General features: G+C 63.1%; 21 protein-coding genes. 5 read left to right on the top strand and 16 right to left on the bottom strand.

What is annotated here, in order from left to right; translation table 11 throughout:
- Window positions 1–17 precede the first annotated feature (17 nt).
- The 5 genes from T331_RS0100180 to T331_RS0100160 all read left to right on the top strand — a co-directional run bounded on the left by T331_RS0100180 (window position 18) and on the right by T331_RS0100160 (window position 5,224).
- Window positions 18–2,045 carry an N-6 DNA methylase gene (locus T331_RS0100180; protein WP_035178670.1) on the top strand — a complete coding sequence of 676 codons (2,028 nt, stop codon included), beginning with the start codon at window positions 18–20 and terminating at the stop codon, window positions 2,043–2,045.
- A 47-nt stretch (window positions 2,046–2,092) separates the two neighbouring features.
- On the top strand, window positions 2,093–3,436 hold the full coding sequence (locus tag T331_RS16795) for a restriction endonuclease subunit S (protein WP_211248650.1): 1,344 nt from the start codon (window positions 2,093–2,095) through the stop codon (window positions 3,434–3,436).
- Complete coding sequence (locus tag T331_RS0100170) at window positions 3,436–4,227, top strand: hypothetical protein (protein WP_026438579.1); 792 nt, start codon at window positions 3,436–3,438, stop codon at window positions 4,225–4,227. Before T331_RS16795 ends, T331_RS0100170 begins: the two co-directional genes overlap by 1 nt.
- 290 nt (window positions 4,228–4,517) lie before the next feature.
- The gene (locus tag T331_RS0100165) at window positions 4,518–4,829 is read left to right on the top strand and encodes an AbrB/MazE/SpoVT family DNA-binding domain-containing protein (RefSeq protein ID WP_244876878.1); all 312 of its coding nucleotides are present in this window, start codon (window positions 4,518–4,520) and stop codon (window positions 4,827–4,829) included.
- Entirely contained in the window at window positions 4,826–5,224 is a 399-nt protein-coding gene (locus tag T331_RS0100160) for a type II toxin-antitoxin system VapC family toxin (RefSeq protein WP_026438577.1), read from the top strand. Before T331_RS0100165 ends, T331_RS0100160 begins: the two co-directional genes overlap by 4 nt.
- 166 nt (window positions 5,225–5,390) lie before the next feature.
- Here T331_RS0100160 and T331_RS16790 read toward each other — a convergent pair whose 3' ends face one another.
- The 16 genes from T331_RS16790 to T331_RS0100080 all read right to left on the bottom strand — a co-directional run bounded on the left by T331_RS16790 (window position 5,391) and on the right by T331_RS0100080 (window position 24,005).
- Window positions 5,391–6,833: an efflux transporter outer membrane subunit gene (locus tag T331_RS16790; RefSeq protein ID WP_035178663.1), complete on the bottom strand. Its 1,443-nt coding sequence runs from the start codon at window positions 6,831–6,833 to the stop codon at window positions 5,391–5,393.
- Entirely contained in the window at window positions 6,830–10,123 is a 3,294-nt protein-coding gene (locus tag T331_RS0100150) for an efflux RND transporter permease subunit (RefSeq protein WP_026438576.1), read from the bottom strand. The genes T331_RS16790 and T331_RS0100150 overlap by 4 nt, the downstream gene beginning before the upstream one ends.
- Window positions 10,120–13,203, bottom strand: coding sequence for an efflux RND transporter permease subunit (locus T331_RS0100145; protein WP_026438575.1), 3,084 nt, complete (start codon window positions 13,201–13,203; stop codon window positions 10,120–10,122). Before T331_RS0100145 ends, T331_RS0100150 begins: the two co-directional genes overlap by 4 nt.
- The gene (locus T331_RS0100140; protein WP_244876859.1) at window positions 13,200–14,456 is read right to left on the bottom strand and encodes an efflux RND transporter periplasmic adaptor subunit; all 1,257 of its coding nucleotides are present in this window, start codon (window positions 14,454–14,456) and stop codon (window positions 13,200–13,202) included. The genes T331_RS0100145 and T331_RS0100140 overlap by 4 nt, the downstream gene beginning before the upstream one ends.
- 102 nt (window positions 14,457–14,558) lie before the next feature.
- The gene (locus tag T331_RS16785; RefSeq protein ID WP_008492780.1) at window positions 14,559–15,125 is read right to left on the bottom strand and encodes a hypothetical protein; all 567 of its coding nucleotides are present in this window, start codon (window positions 15,123–15,125) and stop codon (window positions 14,559–14,561) included.
- Window positions 15,122–16,219 carry a succinyl-diaminopimelate desuccinylase gene (dapE, locus tag T331_RS0100130; RefSeq protein WP_026438573.1) on the bottom strand — a complete coding sequence of 366 codons (1,098 nt, stop codon included), beginning with the start codon at window positions 16,217–16,219 and terminating at the stop codon, window positions 15,122–15,124. The genes T331_RS16785 and dapE overlap by 4 nt, the downstream gene beginning before the upstream one ends.
- Window positions 16,216–17,040 (bottom strand): 2,3,4,5-tetrahydropyridine-2,6-dicarboxylate N-succinyltransferase, encoded by an 825-nt coding sequence (gene dapD / locus T331_RS0100125; protein WP_026438572.1) that lies wholly within the window; start codon window positions 17,038–17,040, stop codon window positions 16,216–16,218. Before dapD ends, dapE begins: the two co-directional genes overlap by 4 nt.
- A 71-nt stretch (window positions 17,041–17,111) precedes the next feature.
- Window positions 17,112–18,380 carry a serine--tRNA ligase gene (serS, locus tag T331_RS0100120; protein WP_026438571.1) on the bottom strand — a complete coding sequence of 423 codons (1,269 nt, stop codon included), beginning with the start codon at window positions 18,378–18,380 and terminating at the stop codon, window positions 17,112–17,114.
- On the bottom strand, window positions 18,373–19,191 hold the full coding sequence (tatC, locus tag T331_RS0100115) for a twin-arginine translocase subunit TatC (RefSeq protein WP_008492776.1): 819 nt from the start codon (window positions 19,189–19,191) through the stop codon (window positions 18,373–18,375). Before tatC ends, serS begins: the two co-directional genes overlap by 8 nt.
- Complete coding sequence (tatB, locus tag T331_RS0100110; RefSeq protein ID WP_008492774.1) at window positions 19,192–19,635, bottom strand: Sec-independent protein translocase protein TatB; 444 nt, start codon at window positions 19,633–19,635, stop codon at window positions 19,192–19,194.
- A gap of 23 nt (window positions 19,636–19,658) precedes the next feature.
- On the bottom strand, window positions 19,659–20,330 hold the full coding sequence (locus tag T331_RS0100105; protein WP_008492773.1) for a gamma-glutamylcyclotransferase: 672 nt from the start codon (window positions 20,328–20,330) through the stop codon (window positions 19,659–19,661).
- Window positions 20,327–20,947 carry an SMC-Scp complex subunit ScpB gene (scpB, locus tag T331_RS16780; RefSeq protein ID WP_035178659.1) on the bottom strand — a complete coding sequence of 207 codons (621 nt, stop codon included), beginning with the start codon at window positions 20,945–20,947 and terminating at the stop codon, window positions 20,327–20,329. Before scpB ends, T331_RS0100105 begins: the two co-directional genes overlap by 4 nt.
- A complete protein-coding gene (locus T331_RS0100095) occupies window positions 20,940–21,698 on the bottom strand; it encodes a segregation and condensation protein A (RefSeq protein ID WP_008492771.1) in 759 nt (252 codons plus the stop codon). The genes scpB and T331_RS0100095 overlap by 8 nt, the downstream gene beginning before the upstream one ends.
- Complete coding sequence (locus tag T331_RS0100090; RefSeq protein ID WP_026438570.1) at window positions 21,679–22,383, bottom strand: site-2 protease family protein; 705 nt, start codon at window positions 22,381–22,383, stop codon at window positions 21,679–21,681. Before T331_RS0100090 ends, T331_RS0100095 begins: the two co-directional genes overlap by 20 nt.
- On the bottom strand, window positions 22,384–23,235 hold the full coding sequence (gene nagZ, locus T331_RS16775; RefSeq protein WP_051621931.1) for a beta-N-acetylhexosaminidase: 852 nt from the start codon (window positions 23,233–23,235) through the stop codon (window positions 22,384–22,386).
- Window positions 23,232–24,005 carry an SPOR domain-containing protein gene (locus T331_RS0100080; protein WP_008492768.1) on the bottom strand — a complete coding sequence of 258 codons (774 nt, stop codon included), beginning with the start codon at window positions 24,003–24,005 and terminating at the stop codon, window positions 23,232–23,234. The genes nagZ and T331_RS0100080 overlap by 4 nt, the downstream gene beginning before the upstream one ends.
- Window position 24,006: the final 1 nt, after the last annotated feature.

Genomic DNA, 24,006 nt, shown 5'->3' with positions numbered 1-24,006 from the left:
AATATTGCGAGTATAGAATGAAAAAAATTGCAGCAGAATTCAGCGAATTCGCGCTCTTCTCAGAAGAAGAGGTGCGAGCGCTCGATGCCCGCGTGGTCCTACGCGAGAGCCGGGGTAAGCAGGTGCCTTACGTGACTTGCCTCGTCCGAGACAAGGAAGTGCAACTCAAGCCCGAGGAGCGTACCCGTCAGCTTTGGCTGGCGCGGCTGATCGATAAGCTCGGTTATGCCCGGCCGCGTATCGCCATCGAATACCCGATTACCTTCGGGCGCGACAGTTCCAAGCGCGCCGACATCGTCGTGTTCGACGCCGACCGCCCGACTGTCCCCTACATCATCGTCGAGGTGAAGCAGGCTAAGTATAAGGACGGCAAGGAACAGCTCCGTTCCTATGCCCACGCGACCGGCGCACCCCTCGCGGTGTGGAGCGACGGCATTCTGGCCGAGGTCTGGCACCGCAAGAACCCCAACTACTTCATGCCGATCCATGAACTGCCCCGCGCAGATCAGACCATCGAACAGGTTGTTGATCAGCCGTGGACCATCGACACCCTGATCGCCCTTGAAGAAGAGCGGGTAAAGGAGGGTAAATTTGCCCGCTCCCTGCGCGATTTGATCGAGGACATGGAAGACGAGGTGCTGGCCAATGCCGGGGTTGATGTCTTCGAAGAAGTCTTCAAACTGATCTTCACCAAGCTCTATGACGAGATGAACTCGCATCGACTGGGCAACGCCCTACGATTCCGCAACCAGAACACGGCAGCGCAACTGAAGGTGGCAATCCAGAACCTGTTCGACGAGGCCAAGCGGAAATGGCCGGGCGTCTTCCTTGACGATGAACGCATCCGCCTATCGGCAGACCATCTTCAAGTCTGCGTTGGATCGTTGGAAGAATGGAAGCTTTTCAACTCTAACCTCGACGTGATCGACGACGCATTTGAATACTTGGTCTCCAAATCGTCGAAGGGCGAGAAGGGCCAGTACTTCACCCCCCGCTGGGTGATCGACATGTGTGTAAGGATGATGAACCCGAAAGAGGGCGAGACGGTAATCGACACCGCTTGCGGCTCGGCAGGGTTCACCGTACATAGCATGTTTCACGTCTGGCGACAGATCATGCGGGCTATGGGCCGCGAGGAAAGCCATCTCTTCACAATGGAGTCCAAGCCGCCCCGTTGCATCGACTATGTGCGCGACAATGTATTCGCCATCGACTTCGATGAAAAGAGCGTCCGCGTCTCGCGTTGCCTAAACCTGATCGCGGGTGACGGAGAAACCAACGTCCTGCACCTGAACACGCTCGACTGGACGAAGTGGGACGAGACAGTTAAACAAGAAGACTGGCGAGATACCTATGGCGGCGGCTGGAGTCGGCTGCGTAAACTACGCGAAAACCCGCGCCATTCCGATTATCGCAGCTTCCGCTTTGACGTGCTCATGGCCAACCCGCCCTTCGCGGGGGATATCAAGCAGTCGGACATGCTGTCACCTTATGATGTCGCCCACAACGAAAAAACTGGAAAGCTGGAAAAGGCAGTAGCCCGAGACCTGCTTTTCATCGAACGCAATTTGGACTTCCTCAAACCTGGCGGCCGGATGGCCGTTGTCTTGCCGCAGGGACGATTCAACAACTTGACCGACCAGCGAGTTCGCAAATTCGTCATGGATCGTTGTCGCGTCCTAGCTGTCGTCGGCCTCCACCCCAATAGCTTCAAGCCGCACACGAATACAAAAACCAGCGTTCTTTTCGTCCAGAAATGGAATGATGACGCCAGCGCGGGGCCGCTTTGCCCGAAGGTGAAGGATTACGAAATCTTCTTTGCGACGCAGCAGGTGGAAAGCGTTGATAACTCGGGCCGCAAAGTCTATCGCAAAAACGCGGACGGCTCTTTCTTGCGTGACACGCACGGCCATTTCGTCGTGGCGCACGACCTGTTCAATCACGATGGCCTGACTCAGGATGGGGTCGCGGAAGCCTTCGAGGAGTTTGCCTTCAAGGAGAGTCTAAGTTTTTTTCGGGTCGCCCCTTCGATCAAGGTCGCCTAAGCGATCTGTCGAAGGGGCTTGAAATCTCGATAATCTCATCGAGTGAATTGCCAAAAGATAATCCGAAGCTCCGGCTTGACGCGCAATTCCAAAATCGCGCGGCATTAGAGGCAATTCGTCGAATAGAGGAATTACCCCACCTCCATGTTTCTGATTTAACAGTACGTCCTCTCAAAGGGAGGAATATTGGCTACTCCGAGGAAGGTGACTTTCCGGTCATCCGCTCTGGCGATATTTCAAACAGTTTCCAGCCCGACCTTTTGTTGCGCAGCTCGGATCGGGCAGAGGCGTTCTTTGTTAAGAAAAATGACATTCTGATTTCGTCGATTGGGCAAGGGTCGATCGGAAAAGTCCAACTGTTTCGAAGCGACGGCGATTTCGCCACAGTTTCCGAGGTAACGGTCGTCAGGATTAAAGGTTTTTCACCAGCGTGTCTGTCAGCGTTCTTGGCCTCTAGTTATGGTCAAGCACAGATCGAGCGATATATCACGGGCGCGACTGGGCAGCTTCATCTGTATCCGAACGATGTTGATCGCATTCTTGTGCCGAAATTGTCGACGAGTTTGCAGTCACGCATCTCGAGGATTTATGATCGGCAAGCTATTGAATATAAAGCGAGCCAGTCATCGCAAGAAAGAGCCGAAGGCGAGCTTCTTAACCATCTTGGATTGCGAGGCTGGACACCTCCGCAGCCACTTTCGTTCACGGCTAGCGCCAGCAGCGCCTTAACCGCAGAGCGGATTGATGCTCAATTCTTCCGTCCGCTATTCGCAGAGGTTGAAGCGCGGCTTCTGGCAACAGGCTCTGCCTGTGGGCTGGGTTCGTTACTCTCAGCTAATACGCGGGGCCGACAGCCAAAATATGCCGATGAAGGGCTGCCGGTCATCAACTCGAAGCACGTTCGAACCAATCGCGTGATCCTTGTGGATAATCGAACTGCCGCCGAACCTGGCGCTGGCATTGTGATCGAAACGGGCGACGTGCTCGTGAACGGAACCGGTGAAGGAACGATTGGCCGAACGGCCCCGTACCTCCACGGCCAGCGGGCCTTGCCTGATAACCATGTCACAGTGCTTCGAACGGATCACGTTGATCCTGTCTATCTGGCAGTTTTCCTCAACAGCCCCTTGGGGCAGTGGCAGATCGAACGGCATATCAAGGGGTCATCGGGCCAGGTCGAGCTCTATCCGAGCGACATTGCCCGGATCATGATTTGGGATGCGCCGGATGCAGTGCAGCAGTCGGTCAGGGCGGCGATCTTGTCCGCGTTCGATGAAGAACGCCGCGCCAATGATCTGTTGGATGCGGCGAAACGCGCAGTCGAGATTGCGATTGAAGACGGCGAACCCGCCGCCATGGCCTACCTTGACCAGGCAGAGGGGGCGATCTGATGGCCCTGCCTCCCCACGCTGCGGACTGGATGAACCGCGCCGAAATCGACTATATCGGCCCCTTCGTCAAAGCCTGGGCTGCGTTTAATGCGTGGTTCCGTCATGCCTCAGCGCAGACGCAGGAACGGGCGATGCTGGATTGGGTCAAGGGCCAGCCAAACTCGGTTCGCCGGGGTATCCTCGCCCTGCTGCGCAACGACAACGACACCGCAGAAGCACAGGCGCTGAAACTGGCGATCTCGGACCTGCAAATCCGTCTGGACGACATCCATTTCGAGGTGACGCGGAAGGGCGTGAACGAGCAAATCTCGCTTCGAAGTGTTTGCATCGCACCCAAGCAATTCAACCGCGAACGACTCGAGCGCAACGGGCATGAATACAAAGCCAAGAAGATTGCAGGTGGCAATATCCACATCACCGTAACGTCGATTCGTAGCGGGAACGTAAAATTCGAGCACGTGCAAGCGCAGTATGAGCCGAACGCGGTCTATGGTCATGCCAACTTTACTGCGAACCTATCGGACGCCCAGCAAACCACGCTGCGACAGGTCTATGACGGCTGCAACCCGCGCCCGATGCGCAATCTCCTGCGCGGCGGTGCAGATCGCCTACAGGTCGGGGCGATGGAGTTTCAGTGTTCGCCTGAAGAACTATTGTCGGGATTGATCGAAACGATCTATGCCATGCGCAACGCACTGCTGCATGGCGAGGTAGACCCCGACCCTAAGGTGTTGTCCTGCTACGAACCAGCATATCGGATCGTGATGATGCTTCTCGGCTGCGTACGGTAACGCAGCAGCCGCGAAAATAAAACAATAGAGTATCGCGCTAATCACGGCCGCCAAAATCCGTACACGGGACGCTATGCGGTAAAGAGACTACTACGAACAAATGCTGTCAGTTGTCCACGATTTGGGAGCCCATGATGCGAAGGATCGCCCGACGCGGCTCCCGTACAGCAAGGCAGTTTTGGGGTTGCTCAGGCTATCCAACTTGCACCGGAATGCGGCCGATCTAGGGCGAATCTCGAATAGGTATCCGAACGTTTACCGGCTTGCTGAGATGCCTCACCTTGACGGTAATGAAAAAACACCTTACATTAGAAGACAGGGCTAAGGAGGCTTTGATGGCATCGCTAGCAGTCACGGTGAAGGGGCAGGTCACGTTGAAGCGGGACTTGCTACAGCACCTCGGCATCAAGCCGGGGGAGAGGGTTGAGTTTGAAAAGCTGCCGGGCGGCGAGTTGAAGGTGCGCGCGGCACGGCCAAGCGGCACAATTGACGGCTTCATCCATGCGCTGGACGGCAAGGTGAAGCTAAAAAAGCCGCTCAGCATCGAGGAGATGAACGACATCATCGCCGCTGGTTGGGCGGGTGAGCTGGGCGACGAATGAAGATCACCGCCGACACCAATGTGCTGGCCCGCGCCATCCTGCAAGACGACGCCGCACAATGCCGCACCGCGCGCAAGTTGCTCCAGGACGCCACGCTGATCGCCGTGTCGCTGCCGTCGCTGTGCGAGTTGGTGTGGCTGCTGAGGCAGGGAGCCAAGTTGCCGAAAGAGGATGTGGCAGTAGCCATCCGGGCGCTCTTGGACGCGGGAAACGTGGTCATGAATCGCCCCGCCGTGGAGGCCGGGCTTGCGCTGCTGGAAGCGGGTGGCGACTTCGCCGATGGCATCATGGCGCATGAGGGCAAGTGGCTGGGCGGCGAAACTTTCGTGTCCTTCGACAAGAAGGCGGTCACGCTGCTATCCAATCAGGGCGAGGTCGCCCAGCTACTGACCTAAAAGAAGGGCTGCTTTGGCCCAACGTGGTATTTTTCATGGCATTATCAGGGGATGCCTTTATAATTACATTGATTTGGAAGGATAATTCTTGTCCATTAATAATCGAGTGGGAATGATTCAGCCCTGAACAAAACGGGCCGGGATATCATTCCCGGCCCGTTTTTATTCACGGCGCAAATGGCAGCCCGCTCTGAATCGTCGCCGCGCTCGGCAGGTCCTTGGCCTCGAACCCGCCGCCCAGATCCGCATATAGCGCGATGCTGGCCAGCAGCCGGCTCTGTTGGATCGACAGGGCCGTCTGCTGGTCGGAAAGCAGCGTCACCTGCGCCGTGACCACCGTGGTATAATCCACCGTTCCGGCGCGATACTCATTCAGCGCGATCTGCGCGGCACGCTGCGCATCCGCCACCGCCCGCGCCTGCACCTGCGCCTGCGCCGTATAGATCTGCAGATTGGAGAGATCCGTCTCCACCGCCTGGAAGGCGCTCAGCACCGTCTGACGGTAGGTCTCGACACTCTCCAGATAGCCCGCCTTCGCCGCCGCCACCGCCTGCGCGCGCGCGCCGCCTTCAAACAAATCACCGGTCGCCGAGGCGCCCAGCGACCACAGCGCGTTGGAGGCGCTGAACAGCGCGCCGATCGGCGTCGCCGAAAACCCGCCCAGCGCCGAGAGGCTGAGATCCGGATAATACGCCCCCACCGCGACGCCGATATTGGCATTCTGCTCGGCCATGGCGCGCTCGGCGGCGGCGATGTCGGGCCGGCGCTGCAGCAGCGTGCTCGGCACCTGCGGAGGCGCCACCGGCACGCTGGCGATCTGCTTCCCGTCCGGGATGGAGAGATCCGCCGGCGCATGCCCGGTCAGCAGCGCGATGGCGTGCTCATATTGCGCCCGCGTCGCCTGCTCGGAGATCAGGCTGGATTGCGCGCCTTCTAACTCCGTTTGCGCCGTCAACACGTCGGCTTGCGAGACGGTACCGGCATTATATTTGTTCTGGGTGATCCGCAGACTATCCTGGTAGGCGGCGATGGTCTGGTTCAGCAGCGCGATATTCGCATCCGCCGTGCGCAGATACACGTAATCCTGCGCCAGGCTGGCCTGGGCGCTCAGCGTGGCATTGGCGAGGTCGGCCGCGCTCACCTGCGCGGCGGCGACATTGCTCTGCACCTGGCGGCGGATTTTGCCCCAGATATCCGGCGTCCAGCTCGCCTGGCCCTCGAAGGTGCCGGAGGTTTTCGGCCCGCTGGAAAGCCCGGCACCGCCGGAGCTGCCCCCCTGCCCGCTGCGCGTGGCGCTGCCGGTGAGTGCTAGCGTCGGGAACAGGCTGCCGCGCGCTTCCTGCGCCAGCGCCACCGCCTGCTGGTAGGCGTAGAAATCCGCCGCCAGCGCGGCGTTGTTCACCGCCACCTGGGCTTCGAGCTGATCCAGCGTCGGGTCCTGGAAATTCCGCCACCATTGGCCCTTTGGCGCGCCATCCGCCGGCTGCGCCTGCACCCAGCCCGGCGCGGTCTTGTAGCCGGCGGGCACCGCCAGCTTCGGCTTCTGGTAATTCGGCCCAACCATGCAGCCCGAGAGGGCAAACAGGCCGATGAACGCAATCCGCCTCATGGCGCCTCCACAATGCTACCTGAACGCGGCGCGGCCTTATCCCGCCCGCCGCGCAATGTCGTGCCCAGCCGTTCCAGCCAGAGATACAGAACCGGTGTGGTGTAAAGTGTCAGCGCCTGGCTCACCAGCAGCCCGCCAATGATGGTCAACCCCAGCGGCTGGCGCAAACTCGCCCCCTGGCCGATGCCGATGGCCAGCGGCAACGCCCCCAGCACGGCGGCGAAAGTGGTCATCATGATCGGCCGGAAGCGCAGCACGGCGGCGCGGAAAATCGCCTCCTCCGGCGCAATCCCCTCGCCACGCTGCAGCGCCAGGGCGAAATCGATCATCAAAATCGCGTTCTTCTTCACAATGCCGATCAGCAAAATCACGCCGATCAGCGCGATGATGGTCAGCGGCGTGTTCAACATCAGCAGGAACAAGGTCGCCCCGATGCCGGCCGAGGGAATGGTGGAGAGAATGGTCAGCGGATGGATCGTGCTCTCATAGAGAATGCCCAGCACGATATAGACCGCCGCCAGCGCCGCCAGAATGATCAGCGGCTCGGAGGATTGCGAGGATTTGAACGCCGCCGCCGTGCCAGCGAAACTGCCCTTGATGCTCAGCGGCACATCGAGATTGCTCATCGTCTTCTGTATCTCCGCCGCCGCGCTGCCCAGCGCCGTGCCGCCGGGCAGCGAGAAGGAGATCGTCGCCGCCAGTTGCCCGCCCTGATGATTGACTGAAATCGGCGTGGTTCCCGGCGTCACCGTGGCGAAGGCCGAAAGCGGCACCATGGTTTCCTTGTTGGTGCTCACCGCGGTGCCGGAGGAGGCGCTCTTGCTGCCGGAAATCGAATTGATCGCGGCATTGGTGGCGCTGTCCAGCGCCACGCTGCTGGTGCGGCTGCTCGCGCTGGTGCTGGTGGTGCTGGCACTCACCGCCCCGGCGGCGAGCTGGGTGGCGCTGGCGCCGCTGGCGCTGCCGCCCGAGGTGCTCACATAGATGCGCTTCAGATCATTCGGCGTCTGCTGGTATTGCGGGGCGAATTCCATCACCACCTCATACTGGTTCAGCTCGTTATAGATGGTGGAGACCGTCCGCTGGCCGAACGCGTCATAAAGGGTCGCGTCGATCTGCTGCGGCGTCAGCCCCAGCCGCGAGGCCTGGGCGCGATCGATCTTGATGTCGGTCTCCAGCCCGCCAGTCTGCATATCCGAATTCACATCCAGCAGCGCCTTGTCCTGCTTCAGCGCGGCGACGATCTTCGGCACCCAGCTCTGCAGCGTCGCGGCATCATCGCTGGTCAATGTGTATTGATATTCGGCGTTGCTCTGCCGCCCGCCAACGCGCAAATCCTGTGCCGGCACCAGGAAGGTCTGCGCGCCGGGAATTTTCGCCAGCTGCGGGCGCAGCCGGGCGACGATGGCGGTGGCCGAGAGATGACGTTCGCTGAGCGGCTTCAGCGTGATGAACATCATCGCCGTATTGGTCGAGCGCCCGCCGGTAAACCCCGCCGCCGAGGCCACCGCCGGGTCCTTCTGGATGATCGCCTGGGCCGTCTTGAGCTTCGCCGACATCGCCGCGAAGCTGGTGGATTGATCGGCCTGAATATTGCCGATGATCATCCCGGTATCCTGCTCGGGGAAGAAGCCTTTCGGCACCACCACGAACAACACCAGGTTGAGGATGATGGTGACCAGGAAGCCGAACCCGACCAGCCGCGCATGGCGCAGCGCCCAGCGCAGCGAGCGCTCATAGCCATCGCGCGCGGCGGTGAAGCCGCGCTCGATCGCATCCAGCACCCGCCGCTTGCGCCCTGGTTCATGTGAAGGCGGCTTCAGCAGCAGCGCGCAGAGCATCGGGGTGATGGTCAGCGAGACGATCAGCGAGATGATGATCGCCAGCGACAGCGTCACCGCGAACTCCCTGAACAACATCCCAAGCAGCCCCGGCATCAGCAGGATCGGCACGAACACCGCGATCAAGGAGAGGCTCATCGAGAGCACGGTGAAACCGACCTCGGCGCCGCCTTTCAGCGCCGCATCCAGCGGGCTCATCCCGTCTTCCAGATGCCGCATGGTGTTTTCCACCACCACCACCGCGTCATCCACCACGAAGCCGGTGGCGATGGTCAGCGCCATCAGCGAGAGATTATCGATGGAAAAACCCAGCAGATACATCGGACCGAAGGTGCCGATGATCGAGACCGGCACCGCCAGCCCGGGGATCAGCGTGGCGCGCGGCGAGCGCAGGAACAGGAACACCACCCCCACCACCAGCAGCACGGCGATGAACAAGGTCCGCTCGGTATCGTCCACGGCGGCGCGGATGGACTGGCTGCGATCCATCGCCACGCCGATATGCACCGAAGGCGGCAAGGCCGCCCGCAAGCTCGGCAGCAGCTTCTTGATGTCATCGACGGTGTTGATGATGTTCGCATCCGGCGTGGCATGGACAATCACCAGCACCGCATGCTTGCCGTTATAATAGCCGGCATTCTGGGTGTTCTCGACCGAGTTCTGCACATCCGCGACATCGGAGAGCTTCACCGCCTGGCCATTGCGATAGGCGATCACCAGACCGCGATATTGCGCCGCCGTCGTCGCCTGGTCGTTGGTGTAGAGCTGATAGCGGTTGGGGCCGACATCGAAATAGCCTTTCGGCGCATTCGCGTTGGCACCGGCGAGGGCGGCGCGCACATCCTCCAGCCCGATGCCATATTGCGCCAGCTTCCCCGGCTGCAGCTCCACCCGCACCGCCGGCAGCGCCGAGCCGCCCAGCTCCACCTCGCCCACGCCGGAAACCTGGGAGAATTGCTGCTCCAGCACGGTATCGGCGGAATCATAGAGCTGCGCCGCCGTCATCGTGTCCGAGGTGAGTGCGAGCACCATGATCGGAATATCGGCCGGGTTGAACTCATGATAGGTCGGGTTGGCGCGCAGGCTGGTCGGCAGATCCGCCCGCGCCGCCTGGATCGCCGCCTCGGTATCGCGCGCCGCCCCGTTGATGTTGCGGTCCAGCCCGAATTGCAGCGTGATGCGCGTGCTGCCAATGCCGGATTGGCTGGTCATCTCCGTCACATCCGCAATCGCGCCGAGATGGCGCTCCAGCGGTGCGGCCACGGTCGAGGCCATGGTGTCCGGGCTGGCGCCGGCCATCTGCGCCATGACCTGGATGGTCGGAAAGGCGATCTTCGGCAACGGCGCCACCGGCATGCGGGTGAAGGCCAGCATGCCGGAGAGCGCGATGCCGATGGTCAGCAAGATGCTGGCCACCGGCCGGCGAATGAAGATCGCCGGGATATTCATGCGCGCTGCCCGCGCAGCCGCACCGCCAAAGCCTCAAAGGCAAGATAGATCACCGGCGTGGTGAACAAAGTGAGCACCTGGCTGACCAGCAGACCGCCGACGATCGCCAGCCCCAAAGGTGCGCGCAGCTCAGAGCCCATGCCGCCGCCAAAGATCAACGGCAGCCCGGCCAGCAAGGCGGCCAGCGTCGTCATCAAAATCGGCCGGAAGCGCAGCAAGGCCGCCTCATAAATCGCCTCGCGCGGTGCTTTGCCCTCATGGCGCTGCGCCTGCAAAGCGAAATCGATCATCATGATCGCGTTCTTTTTCACAATGCCGATCAGCAGCACGATGCCGATAATCCCGATCACCCCCAGCCCGTCGCCGGCCAGCCACAGGAACAGCAGCGCGCCGATCCCGGCCGATGGCAGCGTCGAGAGAATGGTGACTGGATGCACGAAGCTCTCATAGAGCACGCCCAGCACGATATAGACCGCGATGATCGCCGCGATCAGCAGATAGACCTCATTCGAGAGCGAGCTTTGGAACTGCGCCGCCGCTCCCTGAAAGGAGGTCTGCATCGCGGTCGGCAGCTTCACCTGCGTCTCCGCCCGCTTGATCGCATTCACCGCCTCCCCCAGCGTCGCCCCTTGCGCGACATTGAAGGAAATGGTGGTGGCCGGGAACTGTCCCAGATGCTCCACCACCAGCGGCACTTTGCGCACGCTGAAGCTGGCGATGGCCGAAAGCGGCACCACCCCGCCGGTCGAAGAGGAGGAGGGCAGATAGATATTCCCCAGCGACGCGATGGAGGTCATCTTATCCGCCGGCACGCCCATGATGACGCGGAACTGGTTGCTCTGGGTGAAAATGGTGGAGATGATGCGCTGGCCGAAGGCATCATAGAGCGCGCTATCCACCGTCGCCGGGGTGATGCCGTAGCGCGCCGCATTGGCGCGGTTAATGTCGATATAAACCGAGTTGCCCGAAGCCTGCAGCCCGCTGGCGACACCGGTGATCTGCGGCAGGCTTTGCAGCGCCGCCAACAGCTTCGGCACGTAGCTGGTGAAATCCCCGCTATTCGGGTCCTCGAGCACGAACTGATACTGTGTCGGCGAGACGCTGGTATCCAAAGTCAGGCTCTGCACCGGCTGCAGGTATAGCGAAATCCCCGGCACACCCGCCACCGCGCGGTTGAGGCGCGGGATCAGCGCGCTGGCGGAGAGGCTGCGTTCGCTCTTGGGTTTCAGATTGATCAGGAAGCGGCCCTGGTTCAGCGTGGTGTTGGTGCCATCCACGCCGATATAGCTGGTCAGGCTGACCACATCCGGGTCTTTCAGCAAGGCATCCGCCAGCTGCTGCTGGTGCTGCGCCATCGCCGCGTAAGAGGTGCTCTGCGCCCCCTGGCTGATGCCCTGGATCTGCCCGGTATCCTGCACCGGAAAGAAGCTTTTCGGAATGAACACATACATCAAGCCGGTCAGCGCCAGCGTGGCGATGAACAGCGCCAACGTGAGGCGCGCATGCGCCAGCACCCAGCTCAGCCCGCGCCCATAGGCGGCGACGATGCGCGCGAACTGCCGCTCCGCCCAGAGCGCGATCCGCCCGGGTTTTTCCTGCGCATGCTCATGCAGAATCCGCGAGCACAGCATCGGCACCAAAGTCAGCGACACCACCGCCGAAATCACGATGGTCACCGCCAGCGTCACCGCGAATTCGGAAAACAGCCGCCCGGTGACATCGCCCATGAACAGAAGCGGGATCAGCACCGCGATCAGCGAGACGCTCAGCGAGATGATGGTAAAGCCCATCTGCCCCGCCCCCTTCAGCGCCGCCTGCATCGGGCTCTCGCCCATCTCCAGATAGCGGGCGATATTCTCGATCATCACGATGCTGTCATCCACCACGAAGCCGGTCGCGACGATCAGCGCCATCAGCGAGAGATTATCGATCGAGTAGCCGCAGAGATACATCACCGCCAGCGTGCCGATCAGCGAGACCGGCACGGAGATGCTGGGGATCACCGTCGCCCGCAGACTGCCCAGGAACAGATAGATCACGGCGACGACAAGGAAGATCGAGAGCAGCAGTTCGAACTCGGCATCGCGCACGGAGGCGCGGATGGAAATGGTGCCGTCGCTCACCACCTGAATATTCATCGCCGGCGGCAGCCCTTGGGTGAGTGTCGGCAAGGACCGCTTGATCGCATCCACCGTCTTGATCACGTTGGCGTTCGGCTGGCGCTGCACATTCAGGATGATCGCCGGCGTCCTGTTCACCCAGGCGCCCAGCTCCGCATTTTCCGGCGCGGAGACCACCTTGGCGACATCCTTCAGGAAAACCGGCGTGCCGTTCTTATAGGCGATGACCAGCTTGTTATATTGCGCGGGGTCGGTGATCTGGTCGTTATCGTTGATCGTGTAATTCTGCACCGGGCCGGAGAAACTGCCCTTCGGCGAATTGACGTTGAGATTGGCGATATCCGTGCGGACATTGTCGATGGAAATGCCATAGGCGGCGAGCGCCTGCGGGTTCACCTCGACGCGGATCGCCGGCTCATTGCCGCCCCCGAGGCTGACCAGACCGACCCCCGAAATCTCGGAAATTTTCGAGGCCAGGCGTGAATTCACCAGACGCTGCACATCGATGAGGTTCATCGTCTTCGAGGTGATCGCCAGCGTCATGATCGGCGCGTCGGCCGGGTTGACCTTGTTATAGATCGGCGGCGCCGGCAGATCGCTCGGCAACAAATTTCCCGCCGCGTTGATCGCCGCCTGCACCTCCTGCTCGGCCACATCCAAGCTCAGCGACAGATCGAATTGCAGCGTGATCACCGAGGCCCCGGCCGAGCTCTGGCTCGACATCTGGTTGAGCCCCTGCATCTGGCCCAGCTGGCGCTCCAGCGGCGCGGTGATCGATGTGCTCACCACATCCGGCGATGCGCCGGGATAGAAGGTCTCCACCTCGATGGTGGGGTAATTCACATCCGGCAGGGCCGCGACCGGCAGATACTGGAACGCCACCAGCCCGACCAGCACGAAGGCGATCATCAGCAGCGATGTCGCGACCGGCCGGAGGATGAAAAGCCGGGAGGGGTTCACTGGCCGGCGGCCTGGCCGTTCTGTTTCTTATGATGCCAGCCGCCAGGTTTGCCGGATGGCGCCTGGCTGGCCGCGCTGGGCGCGATGGCCTCCGGCGCCCCGTTGGTGGTCACCGTTTCTCTGCCCGAGGGGGTGATCTTGCTGCCATCGGTCAGCCGGTCGACGCCATCCACCACCACCTCATCGCCCGGGCTCACCCCCTTGGTGATGACGGTGTTGAAGCCATCGGTCGGGCCGGTGGTCACCGGCACCATCTTCACCGTATTATCGGGCTGCACCACATACACATAGGCGCCAGGCGCGCCCTCCTGCACCGCGGGGCTGGGCACCAGGGTCGCGTTCTGCAGCGTCTTCACCAGCAGATGCACATTCACGAACTGGTTGGGGAAGAGCTTATTATCCGTATTGGCGAAATCGGCGCGCAATTTCACCATGCCGGTGGAGGTGTTCACCTGGTTATCGACAGCCGAGAGCGTGCCATCCTCCAGCTTGGTCACATCGTCGCTCTCATAGGCGCTGGCCTGCAGGGTCCGGCCTTGTTCGAGCTGTTCCAGAATCTGCGTCAGATCCTGCTGGGCGACGGAAAACTCCACCGTGGTCGGGCTTATGGTGGTCACCACCGCCAGCCCGGTGGAACTGCCGGAGGTGACGTAATTGCCCAGATCGACCAGCCGCAGGCCGATCCGCCCGGTCACCGGCGAGGTGATATGGCAATAGGCCAGATCGAGCTTGGCGGTGTCGATATTCGCCTGGTCGGATTTCACAGCCGCCGCATCCTGGGCCACGGTGAATTTCTGGTCCGAGACGGTCTGCGCGGAAATGCTGTTCTGCGCTTCCAGCTTCAGATAGCGCGCATAATCGGAGCGCGCCTGGTCCAGGCTGGCCTGGTCCTTGGCCAGCGCCGCCTGATATTGCTCAAGCTGGATCTGATACGGCCGCGGGTCGATCTGCACCAGGAACTGGCCTTTCTGGACCATCTGCCCCTCGGTGAAGGCGATCTGGGTGATATAACCTGAAATCTGCGGCAGCAGCGTCACCGTGGCGGTGGGGGTGACGGTGCCCAGCTCATCCAAAATCACCGGCATCGGCCCGCTGACGGCCTTGGCGGTGACCACCGATTGCGGCACCGGGCCATAGCCGTGCTGGCGCTGCCCGCTATGGCGCCACCAGATGAAGGCCACCAGGAGAATGACCACCAGGGCGATGACATACCGCCCCTTGCCGCGCTTGCGCTGCCCTTCGCGTACCGCCACCAAAGCCCACTCCTGCTCCAGATCCTGTGCGTTGCTATAAGGGCTCCGCTCTGCTTTGTCCCCGCGCGAACATTAACGGCAGGATGACAAATCGTAACCCGATCAGGGCAGCGAAGTGATCTCGGTGGAGGCGAGCGGCAGGCCAGTGGCCCAAGGCAGGGCGGCGAAGGCGCCGGTGACGGCAATACTGGCGAGCAATACCAGCAAGGCCCGCCAGATATTCAGCTGCAGCCCGTTGCGGAACACGAACCAGCGATTCCACAGCAGATAGAGCCCGATCAGCCCCAGCACCGCCATCTCCACCTGATCCATCTTCAGCCCGAACTGGACCAGGATCGAGCCGATGAAGGCCGCGACCAGGATCGCCGGCAGCACCAGCCAGAAGCACCAGTTCAGCGCCGTGGCGGTGCGCAGCCACAGCTCCCGGCGCCCGAAAAGCCGGGCGAATTCGTAAGTGATCACCGGCAGCGCCAGCACGGTGCAGAGCCGCGAGAGCAGCCCCAGCAGCGCGCTTTTCCAATCGCCCGCGACCAGGCTGAGCAGCGCGCCGACCAGCGGAAACGCGATCAACGGCGCCAGCGAAGCGGCAAATGCGTCCTCGCCGGTGCCGAATTCCTCGATGCCTTTGGCATTGCCGCGCGCCAGCAGCAGCAGACCGCGCATGATCATCCGCAAAACCCTTCGATCAGCGCCGCATATATATCCGCCAGCTGGTTCAGCTCGGCCACCGGCACCGCCTCATCCACCTTATGCATGGTGGTGCCGACCAGCCCGAACTCCGCCACCGGGCAAAACCGCGCGATGAAACGCGCATCCGAGGTGCCGCCGCCGGTATTGCGGTCCGGCGTTACCCCCGTGACGCGCTCGATCGCCCCCACCAGCGCGGCAATCGCCTCACCCGGCTGGGTGAGAAAGGATTCGCCGGAAATCTTCACCTGCAACATCGTCCCCGGCGCGTGGCGGGCCAGCACATCCTTCAGCCAGGCGGTGAGCGAGGCGCCGGAATGCAGATCATTGAAGCGGATATTCAGCTTCGCCACCGCCGCGCCGGGGATCACGTTGGTGGCGGGATTGCCGACATCAACCGTGGTGATCTGCAGCGTCGAGGCTTCGAAAAATTCCGATCCCGCATCGAGCTGGTGCGATGCCAGCTCCGCCAGCACCGGGATCAGCTTATGCACGGCATTATCGGCCAGGTGCGGATAGGCGGCATGGCCCTGGCGGCCCTGCATGGTGATCACCGCATTCAAACTGCCGCGCCGCCCCACCTTCACCACATCGCCGAGCCTGGCTTTGCTGGTCGGCTCGCCGACCACGCAGAAATCCGGGATTTTCCCGTTCGCCTGCATCCAGTCCAGCACCCGCACGGTGCCATCCACCGCCTCGCCTTCCTCATCCCCGGTGATCAGCAGCGAGACATGCCCCGGCACCCGCGAGGCCGCCGCCACGAACGCGGCGATGCCGCCTTTCATGTCCACCGCCCCGCGCCCATAGAGCACGCCGCCCTGCTCCTCGCCGTCAAACGGGCCGTGGGACCAGCCTTCGCCGGGCGGCACCACATCCGTATGGCCGGCGAAGCAAAGATGCTTTCCAGGGCCTTTGCGCTCGGCGAAGAAATTCTCGATCTCGCCGAAACGCAGAGTCGTCACCTCGAAACCCAGCTTTCGTAGCGCTACGATCAGCACGCCCTGCGCTCCGGCATCGGCCGGGGTGACAGAGGCGCAGCGCAGCAGATCGCGCAGCAGGGCGGGCGCGGAGATCACGCGCGCAGCAGCTCGTTGATCGAGGTCTTGGAGCGGGTCTGCGCATCCACGCGCTTGACGATGATCGCCGCCGCCAGGCTGGGCGAGGTGGGCGTCTTGCCCGGCAGGCTGCCCGGCACCACGACGGAGTAAGGCGGCACCTTGCCATACATGATCTCGCCGGTCTCGCGATCGACGATCTTGGTGGAGGCGCCCAGGAACACGCCCATCGAGAGCACCGCGCCCTCACCCACGATCACCCCTTCCGCCACTTCAGAGCGCGCGCCGATGAAGCAATTATCCTCAATGATCACCGGATTCGCCTGCAGCGGCTCCAGCACCCCGCCAATCCCGACACCGCCGGAGATATGGCAGTTCTTGCCGATCTGCGCGCAGGAACCGACGGTCGACCAGGTGTCGATCATCGTATTCTCACCGACATAGGCGCCGACATTGGTGAAGCTCGGCATCAGCACCACGCCGGGGGCGATGAAGGCGGAGCGGCGAACCACGGCGCCGGGCACCGCGCGCATGCCGGCGGCGGCAAAGCGCGCCTCATCCCAGCCGGCGAATTTGATCGCCACCTTGTCGAACACCGGCGCATCGCCGACATTGCCCTGCACATAGTTCGGGTACAGGCGGAAGGAGAGCAGCACCGCCTGCTTCAGCCACTGATTGACCACCCAGCCACCCTCGCCCGGCTGCGCCACCCGGGCCTTGCCGGAATCCAGCAGCTCCAGCGCCGCCTCAATCGCATCGCGCACCTCGCCTGTGGTGGCGGGCGAGATGCTGGCCCGGTCGTCCCAGGCGGCTTCGATGGCGGTTTTCAGCGCGGTGCTCATAACTTCATTCCCTAAAAATACAGAACGGACCAGGCGGCTGCCCGCCGGCCCCATCAATCGGCCAGCCCGCCTCAGGCGGCGATGCTCTCCAGCCCGCCCATATAAGGCCGCAGCACGGATGGCACGGTGATCGAGCCATCCTCATTCTGATAATTCTCCATCACCGCGATCAGTGCCCGCCCGACAGCGGTGCCTGAGCCGTTCAGCGTGTGCACGAAGTCCGGCCTGCCATCGCCCACCCGGAAGCGCGCATTCATCCGCCGCGCCTGGAAGGCCAGCGTGTTGGAGCAGGAGGAGATTTCCCGGTATTTCCCTTGCCCCGGCACCCAGACTTCGAGGTCATAGGTCTTGGCGGCAGAGAAGCCGGTATCCCCGGCGCAGAGCAGCATCCGCCGATAAGGCAGCTCGAGGCGCTCCAGCACCGCCTCGGCGGCGCGGGTCATGCGCTCGTGCTCCTCCGTACTTTGCTCAGGCGTGGTGATGCTCACCAGCTCGACCTTGGTGAACTGATGCTGGCGCAGCATGCCCCGCACATCCCGCCCGGCGGAGCCGGCCTCGGAGCGGAAACAATAAGACAGCGCGGTCATCCGCAGCGGCAGCTGCGCCGCCGGAGTAATGTCGCCGGCGACCAGGTTGGTCAGCGGCACCTCGGCGGTTGGGATCAGCCAGCGCCCATCGGTGGTGGCGAACAGATCCTCGGCGAATTTCGGCAACTGGCCGGTGCCGTACATGGTGGCATCGTTCACCAAAAGCGGCACCACCGTCTCGGCATAGCCATGCTCGCTGGTGTGCATATCCAGCATGAACTGACCCAAAGCGCGTTCCAGCCGGGCGAGCTTATCCTTCAGCACGGTAAAGCGCGCCCCGGCCAGCTTCGCCGCCCCGGCGAAATCCATCATCCCCAGCGCTTCGCCGAGCTCGTGATGCTCCTTCGGCGTGAAGGCGAAATTGCGCGGCGCGCCCCAGGTTTTTTCGACCTTGTTATCAGCCTCGTCCTTGCCCTCGGGCACCGCCGCGTCCAGCAGATTCGGGATCTTGCCCAGCGTGTCGCGCAGCAACGCATCCAGGCGCGGCCCTTCGGCGTCCAGCTTGGCGATTTCCTCGCGGATGCGCATGCCCTGCGCTTCCAATTCGGTACTATCCGCCTTGGCACGCTTGGCCTCGCCGATCTTCTTGGAGACCGCATTGCGCTCGGCCTGCAGCTCCTGCTGGCGGGCCAGGGCGGCGCGGCGCTGCTCGTCCAGCTCCAGGATTTCGCGCGACAGCGGCGCGATGCCCCGGCGCGCGAGGCCCGCGTCAAACCCCTCGGCATTCTCGCGGATCAGCTTGATATCATGCATTCTCTTGGTCTTTTTGCTCAGCGGTGGCGGCCTCTTCGGCCTCGTCCTCATATTTCGGCTCGACGAGCTTCACGAAGAACAGCGAAATCTCGAACAGGAACAGCAGCAAGGCGGCCATGATGCACTGGCTGGGCACGTCCGGCGGCGCCATGATGGCGGCGACGATAAAGCAGCCGACATAGGCGTAGCGGCGATAGCGCTTCAGCGTCGCATGGGTGACGATGCCAACCTTGCCCAGCAGCGTGAGCAGCACCGGCAGCTCGAAGCTGAGCCCGAAGGCGAAGAGCAGCTTCATCACGATGTTCAGATAATCCGAGACCTTGGGCAGCAGCGAGATATCCACCCCCTGCCCGCTTTGCTGGAAGGAGAGGAAGAATTTCCAGGCGATCGGGAAGAACACGTAATAGGCCAGCGCGCCGCCGGCGAAGAACAGGATGGGGGTGACGATGAGAAAGGGCAGCAAGGCCCGCTTTTCGCGCCGGTACAGCCCGGGTGCGACGAACAGCCAGATCTGCGTCGCCAGGACCGGGAAGGAGATAAAGGCGGCACCGAACACCGCCACCTTCACGTCGGTAAAGAACGCCTCATAGAGCGCGGTATAGACCAGCTCCGGCTTCTGCCCCTGCGCCACCAGCGCGTGCGCCAGCGGGGCGGCCAGGAAGTCGTAAATCTTCGCGGAAAAATGATAGCAGACCAGAAACGCGATCAGAAAGGCGGCGGCCGACCAGATCAGCCGTTTGCGCAGCTCGGCCAGATGCTCGAGCAGCGGCATTTCCTTGTCGTCGATCTGGTCTTCATCGGCGGTTGTCATTTAAAAACCCCAGCGCCTGGTGCCAGGCGGAATGAAAGCGGGTGTGGGCGCCTTGCGCGCGGCCTCGGGCGGGATGACGGCAGGGGCATCGGGCGGTGCCTCCTCGACCACGGCCGGCGGTTTGTAGGCGGTGACGGTCTGCGTCTCGACGCTGTCATTCACCTCCTTGGCGGTGGCGCGCAGGCTGCCATCCGGGTCCAAAGCGGTTTCGGCGGCGGTGCGGAAATCGAATCGGCGGAGCTTGTCGATCTCGCCCTTCACGTCCGAGAGATTCGCCTCGCGCATCATCTCGTCCAGATGGCCCTGGAATTCCGAGGCCATGCCGCGCGCCTTCTTGATCAGCCCGGTGACGGTCCTGATCGCGACAGGCAGATCCTTTGGCCCAATGGCAATCAATGCCACCGCCATGATCAGCCCGATTTCACCCCATGACAATCCAAACATCGCGCAGGCTTGCTAGCAGGCCCTCACGCGGATGGCAAAGACGCGGCAATCCGCGCCAGCGCCGCATCCTTCACCCCCAGCGCGCGCAGATGCTCGACGGTGTTTTCGAAATATTCCCGGCAGGTGCCGAGATCCCCCCTTCCGGAGGCGATCAGCGCCGCCGTCTGCTCCACCGAAAGCTCCTTGATATAGCGTGGATGGTCGGGATTGATGACGAAGGTGATCGCCCGCACCGGCTTGCCCCCGGCCTCAAGCCGCACCCAGCGGGCATTATAGGCGCCGCCATACATTTCCCGCTGCCAGAGCAGCCACAGCTCCTGGCGGATTTTCTCAGCCGCGATTCGGAACGCCACCCCCCGGCAGGCCCCGCCGCGGTCGAGCGCCAGCATCACACCCGGCGTCTCCGGCGTGCCGCGCCCGATGAACATGCGCAGGCAGAAACGCCGATGCCAGCCGCGCAGCAGGGCGCAGCTCTTCGCCTCGTAATCGAAGGCCGGATTCCAGATCAGCGAGCCATAGCCGAACACCCAGAGATCTTCGTCCGCCGGATGCGCGGCCAGTATCTCATCGAAAATCTGCTTCATCTCCGCTTCGGTGCGCCAGCGCATGTCCGGATGGGCGGCGGCATATTCGCGCTGGCGGGCACGCAAAGTGCCGTCCATCAGCGTCTCACGGGTGATGCGCAGCGGGCTCATTCGGGTTTCGCGTCTTCCACCCCCGCCGCCTCATCCGGCTGCCCCGCCTCCTGCGGCTGCGCATCGGCCTCGGCTGGCGGCGCAGCAAGGGCCGGCCCGTTCGCATCGATCAGCAGCTCCTCGCGCTTGGGCATCTCGCGCAGATCATTCAGCCCGAACTGGGCGAGGAAATTTGGCGTGGTGCCCCAGAGGGTCGGCCGGCCGGGGGTCTCCTTGCGGCCCTTGGGCGTGATCAGCCCGTTTTCCAGCAGCAGATCCAGCGTGGTCTGCGAGAGCGCGGCGCCGCGGATTTCCTCGATCTCGGTGCGGGTGACCGGCTGGTGATAGGCGATGATGGCCAGGCTCTCCATCGCCACGCGCGGCAGACGGCGCGGCAGCTCCACTACCTTGCGCAAGGCCGGGGCGAGGTCAGGCGCGGTGCGCAACTGCCAGCCGCCGCCGACCATGACGATATTCACCCCGCGCGAGGCATAAGCGGTGACCAGATCGCTCATCACCGCATCCACATCCGTATCCACCGGCAGCAGATTGGCCAGCATCCTGGCCGTCACCGGCTGGGTGGCGGCGAAAATCGCCGCTTCGGCCAGGCGCATCGGCAGCGTAAAGGCTTCAGCCATCAGATCCGTCGCTCTCCTTCTTCCGTCGCATCAGAATCGGCCCGAACCGCTCATCCTGTTTCAAGTCTAGCTGCCCATGCTTGGCCATTTCCAGCCCCGCGATGAGGGTTGAGGAGATGGCTGCCCGGCGCGGAATGCCATCCTGCAACCCCTCGGGGAGAAACTGCTCCAGGCTCGCCCAATCGGGCAGCGAGCCCAGCATCCGGCCGACGCGCTGCAACGCATCCTGCACCGAAAAATACACCATCGGTCGGGGCCGGTAGCGCTGTTTGGCGCCTGCCCGGCGGCGGGCGGCCAGATAAGCCGAGAGCAGGCTGGTCATGTCCAGCTTCAGGCGCGAGCGGTCCAGCTCGGTGAGGTCTTCCGGCAGGCCGCGCTCGAACACGTCCCAGTTCAGCTGCGGACGTTGCCCCATCCAGGCGGCGGCGACGCGCATCGCCTGCAGCTGCATCAGCCGGGATTGCAGGATTTCGGCGGCAAGCTCGGCATCCTCTGGCTCGCCCAGCTGCGGCACCAGCAGGCGCGATTTCAGCCAGGTCAGCCAGGCCGCCATCACCAGCCAGTCGGCCGCCAGCTCCAACCGCACGCGGCGCGCCCCTTCGATCACCGCCAGGAATTGCTCGACCAGCTGCAGGATGGAGATTTTCGCCAGATCCACCTTCTGGGTGCGGGCGAGTTCGAGCAGCAGGTCCAGCGGCCCCTCGAACCCCTCCAGCGACAGAACCAGGGTCTCAGTTGTCTCCAAAGCCATTTCCCGTCAGCCCCAGCACCAGCCGCTCGGCGGCCGGCAGCAGAAACCCCATCACGTCACGGAACGGGTCGAAATGCACGCCGAATTGTTGCAGCGTCACCGGCAGCACGAACAAAACCAGCAGCACCGCGGCGATGCCGAGATTTTCCGCCCGCGCCAGCCGCATCGCCAGCGGTAGCGGTAGAATGCCCACCGCGATCCGCCCGCCATCCATCGGCGGCAGCGGGATCAGGTTGAACAGCCCGAGCAGCAGGTTGATTTCGATGAAATAGGCCAGGAAATCCAGCCAGGGGATGGATTGCGCCGCCACCGCCGCATGCATCGCCACGCCGCCCCCCAGCGCCAGGATGAAATTCATCACCGGCCCGGCCAGGGCGACGATCGCCATCAGCCGGCGCGGCTCGCGATAGGTGCCGAGATGCAGATTGAAGGGGTTGACCGGCACCGGCTTCGCCCAGCCATAGAGAAAGGCGATATGGCCGAGCGTGGCGAGCTGGCCCACCGCCAGAATCAGCGGCAGGATGAAAGAGCCCATCTTGTCCAGATGTCTGAGCGGATTCAGCGTCAGCCGCCCGGCCAGTTGTGCGGTCTTGTCGCCCATCCAATAGGCGACCACGCCATGCGCCAGCTCATGCAGGATGATGGCGATGCCCAGCCCGATCAGGGTGCTAAGAAAATGCATCATCTATAGCGCCTCCAGCACGGCCCGGTTGCCGGCGAAATCGCCCGGGCAATAAAGCGCGATATCGCACCCCGCCGCCAGCGCCCGGCGCGCCCGCGAGGCCGGGTTCGGATCGCTGGAGAGCGCGCCCATGGCCAGATCGTCCGAGACCAGCACGCCCTGGAACCCGATCTCGCCGCGAATCAGATCGCGGATCACGATCTCGGACAAGGTTCCCGGATTGAAGCGGTCATATTGCTCATAGACCACATGCGCCGTCATCGCCCAGGGCAGATCCTTGTTGGCGATGAAGGGGATCAGATCATCCCGCGTCAGCTCGGGCACCACCGGCAGCGCCACGTGCGAATCGACCAGAGCCCGCCCATGGCCGGGCAGGTGCTTCATTACCGGCAGAATGCCGGCTTCGATGATGCCGCGCGCGATTGCCCCGCCGAGCCGGCCGACCGTCTCGGCATCGCCGGTAATCGCCCGGTCCCCCACCACATCCGAGGCGCCGGGGATGCGGATATCCAGCACCGGGGCGGCGGTGCAGGTGAAGCCGGCTTTGCGCACCATTTCGCCGAGCGCCTGGCCGTGGGCGTAGGCCTCCGCCTCGGTCTTCAGCGTGCCGGCGGCGGGCAGCTCGGGCCAATGGGGGCTGCGCAGCCGGGCGACGCGCCCGCCTTCCTGGTCCACCATCAGCACCGCGCCCGCTGGCAGGATGGCTTTCAGTTCCGCCGTCAGATCAGCAAGCTGCGCCGGATCGGCGATGTTGCGCTTGAACAAAATCGCCCCGCGCGGCGCGTGGTCACGGAACAACGCGCGCTCCTCACCCGTGAGGGAGAGGCCGGAAATCCCCAGAATCGCTGGTTTCAAAATGCCGCCACGGCACAAGCCGCGCCCTTGGAGGTGAGATTGTCACAGAAGGCTTTCGCCGCCGCGCCGGAGGGGAAACCGCCAATGCGCAGCCGCCAGACGCTCTGCCCGTTGACGATCGCCGGGATGATCTCCGGCGTGCGCCCGGAGAGCAGGTCCGGGAACTGCTTCTGCAGCTTGGTCCAGGTGGCGAGCGCGCCGCTTTCATCCCCTGTGGCGGCGAGCTGCACCGCGCTCATTCCCTCGGCCTGGGCCGCGCTGCTGGCGGTGGAGCCAGGGCGCGGCGTCTGCGAGGCGGCGGGGGTGATGTTCTGCGGCTTATCGGTGGTGGCCGGGGTGGCGTTGGCCGGCGCCGGCGCGTCATCCGGGCTTGTCCCCGGTGCGGCCGGCGGGGCGGCCTGCGCCATCTGGGCGGGCGGCTGGTTCAGCCCCGCCGCCTGGTCCAGCGCCGCGATATCCGGCGCCTGGCCAGGGGCGGCCAGGCGCGGCGCCTTGTCGCTCATCTCACCGGACATGATGGGAATATTGGCACCCGGCACCACCAGCCCGCCAGGATCGGCCGGGACCACGCGCAAGGGTGTCGCCGGCGGCTCGACCACCGGCGGCGGCCCGAAGGTGTAAGGATGGATGCCGCTCCAGACCCAGGCGACGACGATGACCAGCACCGAAACCCCGCCCGCGGCGATCGCCATGCGCTGGATCGCCGGGTCCAGCCGCTGGCCCTTGGCGCGATGCGGCCGATACAGGAAATCGTCGTCGTCTTCCTGCAAA

Origin of the sequence: Acidocella facilis ATCC 35904, from assembly GCF_000687875.1 — a bacterium.
Lineage (GTDB): Bacteria > Pseudomonadota > Alphaproteobacteria > Acetobacterales > Acetobacteraceae > Acidocella > Acidocella facilis.
This window is presented reverse-complemented; position numbering and strand designations above follow the sequence as displayed.

Excerpts from the sequence above, each read along its gene's own strand:
- T331_RS0100180 (WP_035178670.1), top strand. The coding sequence starts at position 18 with ATGAAAAAAATTGCAGCAGAATTCAGCGAATTCGCGCTCTTCTCAGAA.
- T331_RS0100170 (WP_026438579.1), top strand. The coding sequence starts at position 3,436 with ATGGCCCTGCCTCCCCACGCTGCGGACTGGATGAACCGCGCCGAAATC.
- T331_RS0100165 (WP_244876878.1), top strand. The coding sequence starts at position 4,518 with ATGAAAAAACACCTTACATTAGAAGACAGGGCTAAGGAGGCTTTGATG.
- T331_RS0100160 (WP_026438577.1), top strand. The coding sequence starts at position 4,826 with ATGAAGATCACCGCCGACACCAATGTGCTGGCCCGCGCCATCCTGCAA.
- T331_RS16790 (WP_035178663.1), bottom strand. The coding sequence starts at position 6,833 with ATGAGGCGGATTGCGTTCATCGGCCTGTTTGCCCTCTCGGGCTGCATG.
- T331_RS0100150 (WP_026438576.1), bottom strand. The coding sequence starts at position 10,123 with ATGAATATCCCGGCGATCTTCATTCGCCGGCCGGTGGCCAGCATCTTG.
- T331_RS16785 (WP_008492780.1), bottom strand. The coding sequence starts at position 15,125 with ATGATCATGCGCGGTCTGCTGCTGCTGGCGCGCGGCAATGCCAAAGGC.
- dapD (WP_026438572.1), bottom strand. The coding sequence starts at position 17,040 with ATGAGCACCGCGCTGAAAACCGCCATCGAAGCCGCCTGGGACGACCGG.
- serS (WP_026438571.1), bottom strand. The coding sequence starts at position 18,380 with ATGCATGATATCAAGCTGATCCGCGAGAATGCCGAGGGGTTTGACGCG.
- tatC (WP_008492776.1), bottom strand. The coding sequence starts at position 19,191 with ATGACAACCGCCGATGAAGACCAGATCGACGACAAGGAAATGCCGCTG.
- tatB (WP_008492774.1), bottom strand. The coding sequence starts at position 19,635 with ATGTTTGGATTGTCATGGGGTGAAATCGGGCTGATCATGGCGGTGGCA.
- T331_RS0100105 (WP_008492773.1), bottom strand. The coding sequence starts at position 20,330 with ATGAGCCCGCTGCGCATCACCCGTGAGACGCTGATGGACGGCACTTTG.
- scpB (WP_035178659.1), bottom strand. The coding sequence starts at position 20,947 with ATGGCTGAAGCCTTTACGCTGCCGATGCGCCTGGCCGAAGCGGCGATT.
- T331_RS0100095 (WP_008492771.1), bottom strand. The coding sequence starts at position 21,698 with ATGGCTTTGGAGACAACTGAGACCCTGGTTCTGTCGCTGGAGGGGTTC.
- T331_RS0100090 (WP_026438570.1), bottom strand. The coding sequence starts at position 22,383 with ATGATGCATTTTCTTAGCACCCTGATCGGGCTGGGCATCGCCATCATC.